Raw genomic sequence first — 15,493 nt, 5'->3', positions numbered from 1 at the left:
AGAATCACCGACCGTCTGGGAAAGATCTTTCCGCCGCCGATCCGCGTCCCTCCGCCAGCCGCCGGCTGAGGTAGCGCCGTTCCACCTCCGACGGGGCGAGATCGCGGGCCCGGCGGTAGTCGCGCGCCGCCTCGGTGGTGCGGCCCAGCCGCCGCAGCAGGTCGGCTCTCGTCGCCGGCAGAAGGTAGTAGCCGTCGAGGGACCCCGCGCGGTCGAGCGCGTCCACGAGGGCGAGCCCCGCCTCCGCCCCCTGCGACATCGCCACGGCGACCGCGCGGTTCAGCTCGACCACAGGCGACGGCGCGATGAGTGCCAGCGCCTCGTAGAGAACGGCCACCCTGGCGAAGTCAGTGCTGGCGGCATCCCGCGCCACGAGGTGGCAGCCCGCGATCGCGGCCTGCAATTGGTAGCGGCCGGGCCGCTCGCCGCGCTCGAGGCAGCGCCGATCCGCCGTTCGCAGCAGGGCGAGGCCCTCGGCGACGGCGTCGGCATCCCAGAGGGAGCGGTCCTGGTGCTCGAGCGTCACGACATCGCCGGCGGAGTCGAGGCGAGCCGCCGTGCGCGCGTGCTGGAACAGCATGAGCGCGAGCAGGCCGAGCGCCTCCGAGGTGTGAGGCGACTCACCGAGCAACTGCACGAGCAGGCGGGTCAGGCGGATGGCCTCCCGAGCGAGAGGTTCCCGCACCAGCCGATCACCCGTCGCCGAATAGCCCTCGTTGAACAGCAGGTAGAGCACGGCGAAGACCCCGGCGGTGCGCCCCGGGAGCAGGCGTGGCGGCGGCACTCGATACGGGATGCCGGCATCCCTGATCTTCGCCCGGGCGCGCACCAGTCGCTTGGCCATCGTCGACTCCGAGACGAGGAAGGCGCGCGCGATCTCGCCCGTGGTGAGCCCGGCAACCGTGCGCAGGGTCAGCGCGACGCGCGCGTCCATCGGCAGGGCGGGGTGGCAGCAGGTGAAGATGAGCCGCAGGCGGTCGTCCTCGAGCGCGTCGTCCTCGAGCCCGGAACCCGCCGAGCCCTCGCTGTCGAGCCCCTCGAGCTCGGCCATTATCGCCAGCTGGCGCAGCGCCGCGCGCTCGGTGGCGAAGCGCCGCAGGCGGTCGATGGCCGCGTTCTTCGCCACGGTCGTGAGCCAGGCTCCCGGCTTACTCGGGATGCCGTGCACGGGCCAGTCCACCAGGGCCCGAGCGAAGGCATCCTGCACGCAGTCCTCGGCGAGCGCCCAGTCCCCCGTCACGCGAATCAGGGTGGAGACGATTCGCGCCGTCTCCTCCGCCGAGGCCGAAGCGACGGCGGAGGCGGCGAATCGCTCGTCGGATCGCTCGTCGGATCGCTCGTCAGTGGGCGATGTCACCGCTCTCCTGTTACTCGGTGCCGAACGGCCAGATCGGCCGGATCTCGATCTTGCCGAACCTGGCCATCGGGTGCTTCGAGGCGATCTCGATCGCCTCATCCAGGTCGCTGCAATCGATGAGGTCGAAGCCGGCGATCCACTCCTTGGTCTCGGCGAACGGCCCGTCCGACACGATCAGCTCACCGTCCCGCACCGTGACGGTGGTGGCGTCGGCGACCGGACGCAGCCGGTTTCCCGCACGGGTGACGCCCCGACCCTCCATCTCCGCCACCCACTCCTGGATGTTGTCCTCCTCCGGCACATAGGTCGGCGCGGCCGGGTCGGTGCAGATGAACAGCAGGTACTCCATGAGATCTCCTTTGTTTGGTCGATACGTGGGTACGACGAACGGCAACGGGCCGAAAGGACATGGTCACGAAAGAACCACCGTGCCACAATCCCTTCATGGGTTCCGTTGACGATACTCTGGCCGGCCTCCCGGAAGCGGCGGGAGCCAGCCTGCGGCACATCGTCGACGTGGCTCGCGGCATCGCCCCGGGGGCCGAGGACGGCGTCAGCTACGGTGTGCCCGCGCTGCGAGTCGCCGGAAAGCCCCTGATCGGAGTGTCGGCGAGCGCCAAACACCTCTCGGTGTTCCCCTTCTCCCCCGCCGCCATCGACTCGGTGCGCGACCGGCTCGGCGGCTTCTCGCTGTCCAAGGGAACCGTTCGATTCACCCCCGAGCACCCCATCCCCGATGACGTGCTCGGCGACCTCGTTCGGGCGCGGCTCACGGAGATCGTGAGCTGACCGAGGGGCGCTACGCGACTCCACCCCGCCCTATTTCACGTCCAGGTTCACTTCGCCCACGCCGGCCTTGATCACCACGTCGAGGGTGACCGGTGACGTGCCGTACTGGTCGTTCACCCAGGTGTCGCCGCTCTTGGTCAGGCCGTTCACGGTCACGCTGCCGAGGCCGGTCGACACCCTCACGCGCGCGCCCACGGAGGAGGGTAGCTGCACGCTGATCTTCCCCACCCCACCGTTCACGTCGACCTCCGCCGACTTCTTCCAGTCGCCGGACAGGTCGGCCTGGAGCTCGCCCGCCCCGCCGGAGATGGTGGCCGAGACGAGAGACATCCCGCCGAGCGTGAGCATGCTCTTGCCGGCGCCGGTGTTGACCTTGAGGTCGATGGGGATGCTGTTGCTGAGCCGCACGTCCCAGTCGTTGCGAACGCTCTTGCCCACCGCGACCGGTGCACTCGGCTGAGCGATCACCAGGGTGCCGCGGGAGTTGCTCACGGTGTAGTCGACCGTGGGCTTCCAGCTCTCCACGTTGTAGGTGAACTTCGTCGTGGCCAGCCCGCTCGAACCGCCCGCGAGGGTCAACTGGCCGGCGCCGAGGTCGACCTCGACGCTGGCCGACGTCGCGCCGCCGGCATCCGTCGTCTTCGTGTCCGTGCGGTCCTCGCCCGGCACGATGGGGGCGACGATGCCGCATCCCGCCACGAGCGCGACGAGCGCTCCCGCGATCAGGATACGCACGGGACGCATGACCTTGAGTTTCATCGGAAGACCTCCCTGAGGGTTCCATGGTTCCCCAGGTTTCGGCACCGCGCTGGGCCGAACGTCCCATCCGGGCACGCCCGCGAGGGTCAACGACTGCGAAGTCGGTGATCAGTCGGCGGAGGGTGCCGTCCCGGCGGCCAATTCCTTGGGCTCCGGTATCACCCGGAGCCCACCCGGCGTGTTCGACAGCTGCACGAGCGCCTCCAGCCAGGCCCTGTTGAGCTGCGGGGCGCGGCTGCCGTAGAACTCGAACTGCATCGGGATGGCCGGGTGGAGCCACACGGAACTGTTGCCCTTGCCCAGCGCGGCGTCATATTCCCAGGAGAAAGTGAATGCCTCATTGCGGCGTAGCTTGGCGACGATGACGGCCTTCAGGTGCGCCAGCACCCGGTCATCGAACTCGACTGAGATCGAGGGTGTGCCATAGATGAATTTTCCCATCGGGAACCTATCGGTATGAGGTGGTGCGACTGCCCCGGAACGGGCCGGAGCGTCTGAATTCTACTCGTCATGTGAAGCGGCCGTCGGCGAGTCCCTCCTCGAGCTCGTCGACGGCCCGGTCGAAGTGTTGCGCGTCGCTCTCCGCCTGAGACTCGTCCGCGGGAGACGGGGTCAACGCGGCCATGCCGATGATCGGAAGGTCCGGAATCGGGAATTCTTCGACCTCATCCTCCGCCGACACACCCTCGGCGTCCGACACGTCCGACACGTCCAACTGGGTCGCGGGCCCGACGAGGAGGGTGTGGATGCTCGTTGTGCCGTCATCCTCGAGCACCGGAATGTCCACCGTGGAGCTGTTCGCGTTGCTTGCGATCTGCGTGGCATAGTCAAGGAGTGCGGCCGCTACGGCGTTGCCGGTGACAATCGACCCGCCGGCGTAGGTAATCCGTTTCATGTTCAGACTGTAGCCGCTTCCACGGAGACACCGGGTGCCGGAAGCGGCAGAGTGGCGAGCACCAGGCGCCCCTGCGGAGCGTCCCGAGGCGCCATGTCGACGAGGGCGAGTTGGCGCAGCGAGAGCACCTCACCCTCCTGGACGCGCCCGTGCGGTTTGACGGTGACGTGGGGCCGGAAGCCGGGACCGGTGAACGCTGATTCGTCCGGGGCCGCGGCGAACGGCAGCAGGGCCGCCGCGAGGGTTCGGTGCAGGCGTGCGAGTGCCTCGTTGTGCTCGACCACGGTCACCGGCACGTTGTGCCGACGCCCGAAGAGTTCGTCCCGACCGGCGATGGCGCAGATGGCGGGCAGGTCGGATGTCGCGGCGGCGATGGCGTCGGCGATCCGCTCGGGCGAGGCGTCGGTGAGAAAGGGCGGCAGCACGGTGATGTGCAGGGGCCAGTCCTCCATGGCGAAGGTCTGCCCGACCAGCAGCGGCACGAGGGGAAGGACGACGACCAGGCGCGGCATGCGCCGAGTCTAGGAGACGGCCAGCCCGCCGGGCACCTTCACGAAGCAGCGTTGATATCGTCGATGCATGCGGGAACGTCAGTCAGAGATCATCGCCCACCTCTCCGTGCGGCCCGATATCGATCCGGAGCGGGAGATCGAAGAGCGAGTCGGGTTCCTCCGCGACTACCTCGTCTCCACCGGCGCGGCCGGCTTCGTGCTCGCCGTCAGCGGCGGGCAGGATTCCTCGCTGGCCGGCCGGCTCTGCCAGCTCGCCGTCGAGAGACTCCAGGGCGAGGGCGTCGGCGCCGACTTCGTCGCGGTGCGCATGCCGTACGTCGTGCAGCACGACGAGGAGGACGCCCAGCTCGCGCTGAGCTTCATCCGCCCGGAGGAGACCGTGACGTTCAACATCCAGCGCGGCGTCGACGGCGTGCAGGCCGACTTCGCCGATGCGACGGGTGCCGACATGAGCGACTTCACCAAGGGAAACGTCAAGGCCAGAACGCGCATGGTCGCCCAGTACGCCATCGCCGGCCAGCGCCGGCTTCTCGTGGTGGGCACCGACCACGCGGCGGAGGCGGTGACGGGGTTCTTCACCAAGTACGGGGACGGCGGCGTCGACATCGTGCCGCTCACCGGCCTCACCAAGAGACAGGGGCGGGCCCTGCTCGAGCACCTGGACGCCCCGGAACGGCTCTACCTCAAGGCCCCGACCGCGGACCTGCTCGACGACACTCCCGGGCAGACCGACGAGGCCAACCTGGGCCTCAGCTACTCCGACATCGACGACTACCTGGAGGGACGCGACGTGCCGTCCGCGGTCGCCGACGCGATCGAGGCGCGCTACCTCGTCACGGAGCACAAGCGGCGCGTTCCGGCGTCGCCCTTCGACGACTGGTGGCGCGGCTGACGCTGCCGCCCGTGAACGATGAGTGACGCCGGCGAGTTCGTGGATGCCACCCTGCAGCGCGAGGGATCCTGGCAGCGAGCGGAGGCCGAGCGGGCCCGTCTGGCAAGCGACCTTCGCTTCTACGGGGCATCGGTGGGAGCCGTGCGTGGCACGATCCGCGATGCGGGTCGACGCTACCCGGGCCTGACCCACGACGACATCACCGCGTTGAGCTCAGAGTTGTGGGCAGTGCCCGTGTTCGAGCGACGCCTCGCCGCTGTCGTGCTCCTCCAGTCCAATCTGCGGCTGCTCGACAACTCGGACCTGACCCGGTTGGAGGGATTCGTGCGCGGGGCCCGGCTGCGGGCGCTCGTGGACCCGCTCGCGCTGGACGTGATCGGCCCGCTCATCGATGGGCTGACCCCGCGAAGCCGCGCTCGCGCGGACGTGGCACTGGATCGCTGGGCCCGAGACGGTGACGGGTGGCTGCACCGGGCGGCCCTGCTGTCGCCGCTTCGGGCGCTCCGTGCCGGCGGCGGGGACTGGGACGGCTTCGTCCGCCGGGCGACGACATCCGGAGCGCTGGACGGACCCGCCGGCGAGGCGGTCGCCCGAGTGCTCGACGAGCTCGCTACCACCCGGCCGGAGTTGCACCTGGCCCCCCGGCGCGTGAGAGATCGCTAGCGCGCGAGCAGCTCCGCGGGGTGGGTCAGCCTCCACCAGCCGTCCGGGCCGGTGATCGCGCCATCGAGCAGCAGGGGAACCGTGACGGTGTCCTTCCCGGCCACGAAGGTCACGCTTCCCACCGTCGCACCGTTCGCGCCGGTCGTCAGCGGACTGGTCACCATGGTGGTGGTGATGGGATTGTTCGACCAGGTGAGCACGGTCGCGTCGTCCCCCGCCACGATCCTGGCGTGATCCTTCCACGGCGTCGAGTAGCTGCCGAGCACCTGGCCCTTGGTCACGAGGGGCACCCGGTGAAAACCGGACTTGATGCTCGCGAGCAGCGCGCTCACGGCGGAGTCCACCGACCCGTGATCGGCGCCGCCCAGCACCACACCGATCACGGTGAGGGGGGCGGCCGTGCCGACGTCCACGACCGCGGAGAAGAGAAGGCAGGCGCCGGCCTTGGCGAGGGTGCCGGTCTTGATGCCGTTGATGCCGTCGGTACCGAGCAGCTTGTTGTTGTTCGCGAGCGTGCCGATGGACAGGCTCACGCTTGGCGAGCCCACGATCGCCGCGAGCACCGGGTTCGCCATCGCGAGCTTTCCGATGGCGATCAGGTCGGTGGGGGTGCTGACGTTTCGCGGGTCGAGCCCGGTGGGTTCCACGATTGTCGTGCCGCTCAGGCCGTGGGCCGTCAGCCAGGCGCGCGTGGCGCTGAGAAACCGTGCCTGCGAGCCGAACGCCCAGGTGGAGGCGACCTCCGCGTAGTTGCAGGCCGACGCCACGAGCATCACCTCGATCGCGTCGTGCTCGGACATCGAGGTTCCGGTCCTCATCGAGGACACGGTCGCCCCCAGCACGTAGTACTTGTCGTAGAGGTCGGCCTCGGCCTTGCCGAAGGCGAGCGTGGGGCCGGCCTCGTCCGGCTTGAGCGGCTTGGCATCCAGTATCACCAGGGCGGTGACCAGTTTGCTGATGCTGGCGATCGGCAGCGCGCCGTTGCCGCCGCTCGAGGCCAGGATGCCGTCGGTGCCCGTCGTGCCGGCGAAGTCCTCGGCCCCCGCCACACTGATGGCGCTCGCGCCCACGCCGGGAAGGGAGAGCTGCACCGCGGCCGGGGTGGCGAACTGAGGCTTGTGCACCGTCATGGCGGCAGTGCCGAGGGGCGCAAGAAGGGTCACGGGAAGATATGTGCCGACCACGGCGGCGATCACGAGCGCGATGGCACCCGCGGTGATTCTTCGCCGGATGTGGCGACGGCGTCTCGCCGCGATGCGCGCCGGATCGAGCGGATCTGCGCGTGCGCCGGCATCCGAGTGGGCGCGGTCGAGCATCTCCGCGAGGTCGTCGAGCGAATCGCTCACCGTTCGCCAACCAACTGAGGGTCTCTCGTTAATTGCTGCACTGGCTCATGCTAGCTCTCATCCGCCCCAACTCAACCGTCACCAACTGCTCGCTGGGGCGGTCCAGCCAGCACTTACTGACGGTTGAGTTGGCAGGGGGACTCTCCCACCGGGCGGGCCCGGGCCGGGCCGGGCCGACCCGGGCCACCCGCACCCACCCGCTCATCCGTCACCAACTGCTCGCTACGGCCGCCCGGAGAGCACTTAGTGACGGTTGAGTTGCGGGCGGACGGTCACCGCCGGTCAGAGCGAGTCGATCTCGCCCTCGCTGAGGCCGACCCACAGCAGGTAGCCGCGCACCGATCCGAACCGCTCCTCGACGGTGCTCACGACGTGCACGGCGGTCTCGGGCACGCACCGCTGATTTCGGGCAGTCTGCTCGGGATCGGTCGTCGTGGCACGTTCCCGCCGAAACCGCTCGGCCAGCGCCGGCCCGGTGGCCGCGTAGTCGGCTCCGATCACGTTCGAGTCGGCGCCCCAGAGGCGCGCGAGGAGCGCGCTCACGACGCCGGTGCGGTCCTTGCCCGCGGCACAGCAGACGAGCAGGTCGCCCTCTGCGGCCGCGATGGTGCGGAACACCTCGCCGATCGTCGCCCGGTGCCGGTCGAGCCAGTCCACGTACTGGGCCTCGAGGGTGAGCGCGCCCGCCACCGCCTCGTCGGGCACGGTGGGGTCGAACAGGGGCACGTTGCGGTAGCCGAGCGTCGCCCCGAGCGGATGCGGCAGCGCGGCGATCTCGTCGGCTCGGCGGAGATCCACCACCGTCCGCACCGACCGCGGATACGCCTCCTGGCCCACGTCTTCCGTGTTCGCGCGGTAGACGGTGCGGGCCCGGCCGCGCTGCAGTCCGGGCCCGCCCACCTCGCGCAGATTGCCGAGCGTCGCCGTTGCAGTCATGCCGTCGAGTCAACCACGGCCCCGTCCCGAACCCTTGTGATCAACGGAAGTAGTGCCCGGCCTCGAGGTCGTCGACGAGGCCGGGGCGGGTCGGCGTCCAGCCGAGCATCTCTTGGGTGAGCAGGCTCGAGGCCGGGGTGTCGAGGGCGAAGAAGGCACCGATCCAGCCGAAGTGCGCCGCGGCATCCTCGGGCGCCACCGACACGACCGGCACGTCGAGGTGGCGACCGATGATCTCGGCGATCGTCCGCGCCGCGATCCCCTCCTCCCCCACTCCGTGAACGACCGAGCCGGCCGCCGCCTTCTCGAGCGCCAGGCGGATCATGCGGGCGGCATCCAGCCTGTGCACTGCCGGCCAGCGGCTGGAGCCGTCGCCCACGTAGCCGGAGGCGCCCTTCTCGCGCGCGACATTCACGATCGTGGAGATGAAGCCGTGGTCGCCCTCGCCGTGAACGGTGGGCGCGAATCGCAGGCTTACCGACCGCACGCCGCGCCCGGCGTACGCGAACGCGAGGGCCTCCGCTCCCCCGCGCGGCGCATCCGGGCCGGTCCACGGAACGACGTCCCGCTCGGTCGCCACCCTCCCCGGCGCGAGCCCGGCGACTCCCGAGGCGAACAGGAACGGTCGATCCGAGCCGGCGAGGGCATCGCCGAACGTCTCGATGGCCGCGCGCTCGGATCCAGCGGCTCCGGCCATGTCCGAGAAGTCGTGCTTGTAGGCGAGGTGGATCACGGCGTCGGATTCCTCTGCGCCCGCACGCAGGCCGTCGAGGTCGTCGAGGCTGCCGAGCCGCGCCGTGGCGCCCGCGGCAATCAGCGCGGCGGCGGCGTCATCGGATCGGGCGAGCCCGACCACGTCGTGCCCAGCCTCGAGAAGCTCCGGCACGACGGCCGAGCCGATGAATCCGGACGCACCGGTGACGAACACACGCATGGGGGTCTCCTTTTCGGTCGGCCTGGGTGCCGAGTCAATGGCGATGTCAGCCACTGTCATCAGGGTAGCACTCCATGTCAGTGACGGACATCACTAAGATGACCAGATGGGACGATGGGAACCAGATGCGCGGGGGCGCCTGAGGCTCAGCGCCATGGAGCTCTACGCCGAGCACGGCTTCGAGCAGACGACCGCCGCGGAAATCGCCGAGCGTGCCGGCGTCACCGAGCGCACGTTCTTCCGCCACTTCGCGGACAAGCGGGAGGTGCTGTTCGCCGGATCGGGCGATCTGCAGGATGCCGTGGTGGGCGCGATCGATGCGGAGCCGGACGACGCGAAGCCCATCGACGCCGTGCTCGCCGCCCTGGAGATCGGCGCATCGCTGCTGCCGAGCCGGGAGTACTCCAGACAACGCGCGGCAGTGGTCGCCGCGAATTCGAGCCTTCAGGAGCGCGAACTCCTCAAATTCTCGACCCTCGCCGACGCCGTCGCCGAGGCCCTCCGTCGACGAGGGGTCCCGACACTGACCGCCAACCTCGCCGCCGAGACCGGCGTCACCGTCTTCAAGATCGGTTTCGCGACCTGGATCGCGGACGACTCCACCGGTGACTTCGCCCAGTGCATCCGCGAGGCCTTCGGCCGGCTCAGGGCGCTGACCGCGGGCGCCTGACGCAGGGCACCGTCGATCAGCTCCCGTCGTGATGCTGGGCGACGAACACCCACTCAGCCGTCACAAAGTGCTCCCTGCGCACCTTCAGCGGACACTTACTGACGGACGACCGTCCGGCCAGCGCGACGAGCTCGACCAGACAAACGTGGCCCGGCGCGCTTTGCGCAGCCGGACCACGTTGCCGTTCTCACCGACCTGAACTCAGGCTGACTAGAAGTTGCCTCGCGCGGTGACGACGTCCTGCTGGTTGATAGGCGTCGGCACGAATTGGGCGCCGTAGAACCACTCGACGTTCTGCTTGTTGTTGGTGTCGGTCCACAACGCGTGGAACGTTCCGTCTGACCCTGCCGATAGATCGGTGTAATCGCCGAAGAATCCGCCCCCGAACCCGTATCGAGTGTTGATCGGGTGGGTGCTCACAGTCCGCGTCTGGCTGGTCGTCAGGTCGGTCACGACGTAGTCGAGCCTCGTGTTGTGGATGTAGTCGCCGAGCACATCACAGGTGATGCGACCAACCGGCGGCGGTGGGCTGGCCTTGCAGAGCTGCCACGGCGACACCGTGTTGCCGCGGTAAGAGCCGAGGTAGACATGCCCATTGGAGCTCACGTCCACGGCAGGGAAGATGTCCTCGACGGGCCCGCCCGGTGACGGCGCGCTCAGCGTGCCGGCCGGGTAGCCCACCGCGGTGCGCGTGGCGGCCGAGAAGACGCGAGCGGGCGCCGACCACGTCGTCCCGCCGTTGGTGGACTTGCTGTACACGGCGGTGGACGCCCCGCCCATCATCGTCGTCCATGTCGCGTAGAGATCACCGTTGGGGGCCGCCGCAGCAGCAGGGAAGCTGTTGTCGCGGAACGCGGTGTCGCGGAGGACCTCGCTGTCGACCAGCGTGGAGATCGCCAGTGGCTTGCCCCAGTTCGCGCCTCCATCGGTGGACTTGACCACGTAGGTGGAATCGGCCGTGGCCAACCTCGTCGCGCCTTCGAAGAAGACGTAGAGGGAGCCATCAGGACCCACAACCGGACGCGAACCCTGGTCATACAGCACGTTGCCCGAGATGGACTTCGGAGCCGTGAAGGTTCGCCCACCGTCGCTGGATGACGCGAAGAAGATCGGCGACTGCACGTAGGCGCCGGTGGTCGGGCTGAAGACGAAGCGCGTCCAGGAAACGTACACGCGGTCACGGAATGGGCTGGCCGCATTGGCATCGGCGGCGATCCACTCCTTGTCGTTGAAGACCGCCGGGGAGGTCGTCGCGTTGATCAACGTCGGCGCGCCCCAGCTGAGGCGGCTGCCGGAGTCAAACGTGCCCTTACTCACCGTCACCGTGTTCGGAGCGCTCGCCCTGTTGAACCCGAGCCCCGCGTAGTACACGGTGCCCCGGCTGTCGAAGGCCAATGCCGGGTCGCCGGCCGCGTCATACGGGCCGCCCGCCAGATGGGTGACACCGGGGATGAGCGTCCCCAGGTGCGAGGGGTCTGAGGCGCTGCAGCACCAGGTGGTTCCGCCGTCGTTGGAGAAGTAGGTACCGGAGTACCCGTCGCCCAAGGCGCTACACGGGGTTCCCGAGACAGAACAGGCCCAGGTGCGCGCCACGTAGTCGTTGGCGCTCCCCACAACCCGATTGGGATTATTGGGGTCCACGGCGATCGCGGTCTCGTTCTGGGGCGCGGCGGCGGTGTCCTGGTTGACAGTGACGGCCGGCGCAGCAACCGAGGTCCCGTCCAACGGACTGCTGAGGACGATGTTCGGGGTGATCGGATCGCCCGGTGCGGTCGACACCTCCGTGTTGGCCTCCTGCTCGACATAGGCGGAGAAGCGGATCTGGAGACCAGCCGTGCCATTGAGCGAGGCGACCTTCCCAGCGAGGGTCGAGATGTTGTATGTCGGAGCCGCAGCCTGTGCGGGCGGGCCAAGCAAGAATGCCGCCGACAACAGAGCCGCGCTTGCGGTAAATGCCACTAACTTCTTCACGAAGGATCTCCCCTGAAACGTTGTGACTGCTGATGAACTGATCGGGCACACGAATTGTGACCCGAACGTGATGGAGGATAAAGTACCGCCCACCCCACCCCGTCACAAGGCCTACGTGCCGATCACCGGCGACGTGTGGCCGGCTGATCCCGCCGGTGGCGTCTGGCGGACCCCGCTCGGGCAACCAGTCGGCCCTGAGAATCTGGGATCTCATCCTTCCGGCGCCCGGCTTCAGGTGAAGCTCATCGACACGGGCTCCCGGCGAATCTAGACCTGGGTCGCAGGCGGTCTGTAGTAGGGATGCGGCTCAAACCCCAGCGATGCAACGCCTTCCGCAAAGGCTGGTTTGAGCCCGCAGCCAACGAAGTCGGCCTCGACGGGATGACACCCCACGAGTTGCGCCACACCGCCGCGAGCTTCGCAGTGTCGGCCGGCGCCCACCTCAAGTCGGTGCAGCGGATGCTCGGCCACGCATCCGCCGCGCATGACCGGATGCAGGCGCGGCCACCCACTCAACCGTCACGAAGTGTTCCCTGCGCAACGATTGCGGACAGTTATCGACGGTTGATCGCCCGCGGGAGGCTCCGGGGCCGAGCTGAGCGGCCCGGACACCAATTATGACCGCGCCACCCGTTTCGATAGCTCGAGCATTGGGTCGCCTCATCCACCTCAGGGACAACCGGCGAAACTCTCGCGTCGCCGGCACACGCCACCCTAAGGTCGCACGGCGTGCCGGCGGCAACTCAACCGTCAGCAAGTGCTCCCTGCGCAACGTTTGCGGACAGTTATCGACGGTTGATCCCGTGGAGGGCTCAGGAGGCCTTAACGCAAAAGGCCCGGATGCCAATGGATTATTGGCATCCGGACCGTCTGTGACCCCAACCGGATTCGAACCGGTGTTACCGCCGTGAGAGGGCGAAAGTGAGCCCTTTTCGTGGCGCCAAATCGGCCCAAAAAGCCCGGAATCTCGGGGTTTTTCGGTCTCAAGTTATGACTTGAGAGTGGGCTAAATTCGGATCAAGTGTTGCCAAAATGTTGCCACCGCGCCCGATTCTCGCGAAGGGCGGACGGCAAAATCCGCCGCCCGTCGTCCGTGCCTCCCACTCCATCATCACCCACATCGCATCAAGGCCGCCGTGCTGGGCCACCGCGATCGGTCGGATGCTCTACTTCGCCCTTGAAACGTTGAGTAGGGTCTCGCCGCTGCCGAGCGCGAACCCGAGGGGATCTCTGCCGCTGAGGCGAATAGCGGCATGCGCCGTTCCCGCCAGCACGAGCACTGAGATCACCGTCCACGCGACACCGAGCACGCTGCAGGCGACCGCGAGAGCAATCACCACCCCGAGGGCGACGATCATGTAGAGCACCGTCAGCGCCCCGACGACGGCACGACGACGACGCTCAGAGCCCGACACGGACGAGAGCCTCGGCCGCCCCCAGGACTCCCGAGCATGCGCCGCCGTGTCGATCGCCGCCCTGAGGTACACCGAGTGCAGGAATAGGTCGAAAGCGATCTCGGGGATCACCAGGGCCGAGAGGGCGATCGAACGCCATCCGCCCTTCCTCGCTGTCCAGGCGCGCTCGAACTCGATGAACACGGTGACCGCGGTCCAGAACAGAGGAAACCCGATGGATCCGGCGGTCAACAATGTGAAGACGACCGCCGTGAGATAGAACGGGAAGAACATGACGACGAGGTACTTCATCACCTGGCGCACCACGTATGGAAGCGTGTGACGGGTGATTCCGTAGGCCAACAAGTTCTCGATCGCCCCGCGCTGCCAACGGAGCCGTTGATAGAAGAGGCGCGCCGCCGTGTCCGGCAGCTGGGTACGAACCGTGCACGCCTTCGGCGACACACAGCTGTAGCCGAGTTGCTTGAGGGCAAGCGTCAGTTCGTTGTCTTCCGTCAGCGCCCCGACGTCATAGACACCTTTCCCGGCCGGTAACTCCCCCTTCGCTCGCGCTAGCTTCACTTCCCGCAGGGCGAGGACCGAGAACAGCGTGGCTGTACCTGTAAGCACTGCGGCCCGGCCTTCGAGGCGCCCGATCTCGCGGGCATAGCGCACGTACTCGTTGTTTTGGAGGTGCCCAATGAAACCCTCGATTGGCCGAGTGCCAAGGAAGATGCCGCCGACGCCACCTACAGGCACGTCGCCGCGGAACGGCTCATCCAACCGTTCGGAGGCCTCGGCGAGAAACTCGGGCGGGATCGACGAGTCTGCGTCCATCATCAGCACAGCATCGTCGCCGGTGAGGCGCGGAAGCAGGTCATCGAGCACCGCGTTCAGCGCGCCCGCCTTGGCGTACTGGTTGTCGACAGTCTCGATCACCGTGGCCCCCGACGCCCGCGCGGCAGCGGCGGTGTCGTCGAGACACCGATCGGCGACCACGATGACTTCATCGGCGAGCAGGGTCTGGGCGCTGAGGGACTCCAGTGCGGTTCGGATGAGCTCCGCCTCATTGTGCGCGGGCATGACGACGATGATCTTTCCCCCGGAGCGACGCGTCACGGTATCAACGTAGCGGAACATTCGATTTTTCCTCGCGCCCTAATGACGCCGATTCTCCAGCTTGGCTGGAAGGACCCATCGGTCGATGTGGTCCGAAAAGCAGAAACCAAATCGACGCGCTGGTGGAAGCTCCGACGGCGGCAACCAGATGCCCGGATACCGATTCGCGCCCTCCGACCGTTGGATCGGTATCCGGATCTGCTTTGACCTCAACCAGATGGACCGGTGCTACGGCTCCAAGAGCGTGAAATCGAGCCGCTTCAGCGCAGTGAAGCCGAATCACGAAGCCTCGAGAGGTGTCCCAAGATTGGCAACTCTGGTCTCGGCAATTGCCAAAATGTACCCTCGAGGAAGTTGCCCCTCCGAAAGGATGCGCGGACGGCGAAGGAGATGCGACGCCCATAATTAGTGGCTAAGAAAGACGGATAGCCGCCAGGATCCCTGCGTACCATCACCATTACGCATCTGCTTCACCTGGACGCCGGCAGGACCCGCCGACGTCGAGATCACCGACTACCACTAGAGGGGAGACATCATGACTACCGCACACGACCCGATCCACCCTGGGGAGATCCTCCTCGAAGAGTTCCTCAGCCCGATGGTCATCACTCAGTACCGCCTTGCCCAGACCATCTCGGTGCCCGCTCGACGCATCAACGAGATCGTGCACGGCAAGCGCGCGATCTCCCCCGACACGGCGCTGCGACTGTCTCGAGCCCTCGGCACATCCGACCGTTTCTGGATGAACCTCCAAAGCCGGTACGACCTCGATGTCACCGTCGAGAAGTATCGCGACGAGTTCGATCGGATCGTGCCGCTCGTCAGCACGTAATTCGGGCCGGCGTCCGCCACGCAATCTACTCGCCGTGCCCAGTCGGTCGCCCTTCCACAAGGTTTCGCGTGAATGCCGCGATGTCGACCTGAAGTCGGTCATAGGCGTTCTTGACGGGAGCTTCCGAATGAACGAACCCCTCCACGGCATCCAGCGTCTCCATGATGATCGTTCGCGGCGAACGCAGCTTCCAGGATTCCGCCTCTTCGATAAGGTCGTCGACGGTGATCGCCGCATGCAGGAACTTTCGATTGATCGCGAGCGCCATCTTGCCGTCGCTGTCGAGGTGGGTTTGCGGCACGACGTCGTAGGCGGGCGTAAGTCGGGTGGAACCGTCCTGCAGGTGAAGCATGCTGATGTTCTTGCCATGCATGTCGAGATTGCCGATGGCTTGAGAGAGCGTGAGGAGTCGGAGGAGACGGTG

The 15,493-nt window shown here is 67.5% G+C and carries 18 protein-coding genes; 6 read left to right on the top strand and 12 right to left on the bottom strand.

Annotated features, from left to right (window positions below):
* Nucleotides 1-4: 4 nt before the first annotated feature.
* Both ACHZD8_RS06450 and ACHZD8_RS06445 read right to left on the bottom strand, forming a co-directional pair.
* Complete coding sequence (locus ACHZD8_RS06450; protein WP_394769344.1) at nt 5-1,357, bottom strand: RNA polymerase sigma factor; 1,353 nt, start codon at nt 1,355-1,357, stop codon at nt 5-7.
* Nucleotides 1,358-1,367: 10 nt separating this feature from the next.
* On the bottom strand, nt 1,368-1,706 hold the full coding sequence (locus tag ACHZD8_RS06445) for a YciI family protein (RefSeq protein WP_394769343.1): 339 nt from the start codon (nt 1,704-1,706) through the stop codon (nt 1,368-1,370).
* 95 nt (nt 1,707-1,801) lie between these two features.
* Between ACHZD8_RS06445 and ACHZD8_RS06440 the strand changes: the two genes are divergently transcribed.
* The gene (locus ACHZD8_RS06440; RefSeq protein ID WP_394769342.1) at nt 1,802-2,146 is read left to right on the top strand and encodes an iron chaperone; all 345 of its coding nucleotides are present in this window, start codon (nt 1,802-1,804) and stop codon (nt 2,144-2,146) included.
* 30 nt (nt 2,147-2,176) lie between these two features.
* Here ACHZD8_RS06440 and ACHZD8_RS06435 read toward each other — a convergent pair whose 3' ends face one another.
* From ACHZD8_RS06435 to ACHZD8_RS06420, 4 genes are all read right to left on the bottom strand, one after another.
* Nucleotides 2,177-2,905 (bottom strand): toast rack family protein, encoded by a 729-nt coding sequence (locus tag ACHZD8_RS06435; RefSeq protein ID WP_394769340.1) that lies wholly within the window; start codon nt 2,903-2,905, stop codon nt 2,177-2,179.
* 108 nt (nt 2,906-3,013) lie between these two features.
* Entirely contained in the window at nt 3,014-3,346 is a 333-nt protein-coding gene (locus ACHZD8_RS06430) for an ATP-dependent DNA ligase (protein WP_394769339.1), read from the bottom strand.
* A gap of 67 nt (nt 3,347-3,413) precedes the next feature.
* Entirely contained in the window at nt 3,414-3,800 is a 387-nt protein-coding gene (locus tag ACHZD8_RS06425) for a hypothetical protein (protein ID WP_394769338.1), read from the bottom strand.
* Between the two features lie 2 nt (nt 3,801-3,802).
* Nucleotides 3,803-4,312, bottom strand: coding sequence for a 2'-5' RNA ligase family protein (locus ACHZD8_RS06420; protein WP_394769337.1), 510 nt, complete (start codon nt 4,310-4,312; stop codon nt 3,803-3,805).
* A 67-nt stretch (nt 4,313-4,379) separates the two neighbouring features.
* On the opposite strand from ACHZD8_RS06420, the gene nadE reads away from it, so the two are divergent.
* On the top strand, nt 4,380-5,204 hold the full coding sequence (gene nadE / locus ACHZD8_RS06415) for an ammonia-dependent NAD(+) synthetase (protein WP_394769336.1): 825 nt from the start codon (nt 4,380-4,382) through the stop codon (nt 5,202-5,204).
* Between the two features lie 18 nt (nt 5,205-5,222).
* A complete protein-coding gene (locus ACHZD8_RS06410; RefSeq protein WP_394769335.1) occupies nt 5,223-5,867 on the top strand; it encodes a DNA alkylation repair protein in 645 nt (214 codons plus the stop codon).
* On the opposite strand, the gene ACHZD8_RS06405 is transcribed toward ACHZD8_RS06410, so the two are convergent.
* The 3 genes from ACHZD8_RS06405 to ACHZD8_RS06395 form a co-directional block, all read right to left on the bottom strand.
* A complete protein-coding gene (locus tag ACHZD8_RS06405; protein WP_394769334.1) occupies nt 5,864-7,213 on the bottom strand; it encodes a D-alanyl-D-alanine carboxypeptidase family protein in 1,350 nt (449 codons plus the stop codon). The genes ACHZD8_RS06410 and ACHZD8_RS06405 overlap by 4 nt on opposite strands.
* A 282-nt stretch (nt 7,214-7,495) precedes the next feature.
* Entirely contained in the window at nt 7,496-8,149 is a 654-nt protein-coding gene (locus ACHZD8_RS06400) for a tyrosine-protein phosphatase (RefSeq protein ID WP_394769333.1), read from the bottom strand.
* Nucleotides 8,150-8,189: 40 nt separating this feature from the next.
* Nucleotides 8,190-9,083 (bottom strand): SDR family oxidoreductase, encoded by an 894-nt coding sequence (locus ACHZD8_RS06395; RefSeq protein WP_394769332.1) that lies wholly within the window; start codon nt 9,081-9,083, stop codon nt 8,190-8,192.
* Between the two features lie 106 nt (nt 9,084-9,189).
* Here ACHZD8_RS06395 and ACHZD8_RS06390 point away from each other — a divergent pair, with 106 nt between their 5' ends.
* Complete coding sequence (locus tag ACHZD8_RS06390; RefSeq protein WP_394769331.1) at nt 9,190-9,753, top strand: TetR/AcrR family transcriptional regulator; 564 nt, start codon at nt 9,190-9,192, stop codon at nt 9,751-9,753.
* A 210-nt stretch (nt 9,754-9,963) separates the two neighbouring features.
* Here the strand turns inward: ACHZD8_RS06390 and ACHZD8_RS06385 are convergent, their stop codons facing one another.
* The gene (locus ACHZD8_RS06385; RefSeq protein WP_394769330.1) at nt 9,964-11,670 is read right to left on the bottom strand and encodes a sialidase family protein; all 1,707 of its coding nucleotides are present in this window, start codon (nt 11,668-11,670) and stop codon (nt 9,964-9,966) included.
* Nucleotides 11,671-12,024: 354 nt separating this feature from the next.
* On the opposite strand from ACHZD8_RS06385, the gene ACHZD8_RS06380 reads away from it, so the two are divergent.
* Nucleotides 12,025-12,345 (top strand): tyrosine-type recombinase/integrase, encoded by a 321-nt coding sequence (locus ACHZD8_RS06380; protein ID WP_394769329.1) that lies wholly within the window; start codon nt 12,025-12,027, stop codon nt 12,343-12,345.
* A gap of 545 nt (nt 12,346-12,890) precedes the next feature.
* Here the strand turns inward: ACHZD8_RS06380 and ACHZD8_RS06375 are convergent.
* On the bottom strand, nt 12,891-14,258 hold the full coding sequence (locus tag ACHZD8_RS06375; RefSeq protein ID WP_394769328.1) for a glycosyltransferase: 1,368 nt from the start codon (nt 14,256-14,258) through the stop codon (nt 12,891-12,893).
* A gap of 514 nt (nt 14,259-14,772) precedes the next feature.
* Here ACHZD8_RS06375 and ACHZD8_RS06370 point away from each other — a divergent pair.
* A complete protein-coding gene (locus ACHZD8_RS06370; RefSeq protein WP_394769327.1) occupies nt 14,773-15,069 on the top strand; it encodes a HigA family addiction module antitoxin in 297 nt (98 codons plus the stop codon).
* A gap of 25 nt (nt 15,070-15,094) precedes the next feature.
* Here ACHZD8_RS06370 and ACHZD8_RS06365 read toward each other — a convergent pair.
* On the bottom strand, nt 15,095-15,493 hold a 399-nt coding region (locus ACHZD8_RS06365; protein ID WP_394769326.1), incomplete at its 5' end, for a HipA domain-containing protein.

The organism is Lacisediminihabitans sp. (assembly GCF_043726815.1).
Taxonomy (GTDB): domain Bacteria; phylum Actinomycetota; class Actinomycetes; order Actinomycetales; family Microbacteriaceae; genus Lacisediminihabitans.
Note: the sequence above shows the minus strand (reverse complement) of the source record. Positions and strands in the feature narration are given on the sequence as shown.

Bases quoted from the DNA above. Each gene is read 5' to 3' on its own strand.
- ACHZD8_RS06425 (WP_394769338.1), bottom strand. From the start codon at position 3,800: ATGAAACGGATTACCTACGCCGGCGGGTCGATTGTCACCGGCAACGCC.
- ACHZD8_RS06395 (WP_394769332.1), bottom strand. From the start codon at position 9,083: ATGCGTGTGTTCGTCACCGGTGCGTCCGGATTCATCGGCTCGGCCGTC.
- ACHZD8_RS06380 (WP_394769329.1), top strand. From the start codon at position 12,025: ATGCGGCTCAAACCCCAGCGATGCAACGCCTTCCGCAAAGGCTGGTTT.
- ACHZD8_RS06435 (WP_394769340.1), bottom strand. From the start codon at position 2,905: ATGAAACTCAAGGTCATGCGTCCCGTGCGTATCCTGATCGCGGGAGCG.
- ACHZD8_RS06410 (WP_394769335.1), top strand. From the start codon at position 5,223: ATGAGTGACGCCGGCGAGTTCGTGGATGCCACCCTGCAGCGCGAGGGA.
- ACHZD8_RS06375 (WP_394769328.1), bottom strand. From the start codon at position 14,258: ATGTTCCGCTACGTTGATACCGTGACGCGTCGCTCCGGGGGAAAGATC.
- ACHZD8_RS06390 (WP_394769331.1), top strand. From the start codon at position 9,190: ATGGGACGATGGGAACCAGATGCGCGGGGGCGCCTGAGGCTCAGCGCC.
- nadE (WP_394769336.1), top strand. From the start codon at position 4,380: ATGCGGGAACGTCAGTCAGAGATCATCGCCCACCTCTCCGTGCGGCCC.
- ACHZD8_RS06445 (WP_394769343.1), bottom strand. From the start codon at position 1,706: ATGGAGTACCTGCTGTTCATCTGCACCGACCCGGCCGCGCCGACCTAT.
- ACHZD8_RS06420 (WP_394769337.1), bottom strand. From the start codon at position 4,312: ATGCCGCGCCTGGTCGTCGTCCTTCCCCTCGTGCCGCTGCTGGTCGGG.
- ACHZD8_RS06440 (WP_394769342.1), top strand. From the start codon at position 1,802: ATGGGTTCCGTTGACGATACTCTGGCCGGCCTCCCGGAAGCGGCGGGA.
- ACHZD8_RS06430 (WP_394769339.1), bottom strand. From the start codon at position 3,346: ATGGGAAAATTCATCTATGGCACACCCTCGATCTCAGTCGAGTTCGAT.
- ACHZD8_RS06400 (WP_394769333.1), bottom strand. From the start codon at position 8,149: ATGACTGCAACGGCGACGCTCGGCAATCTGCGCGAGGTGGGCGGGCCC.
- ACHZD8_RS06370 (WP_394769327.1), top strand. From the start codon at position 14,773: ATGACTACCGCACACGACCCGATCCACCCTGGGGAGATCCTCCTCGAA.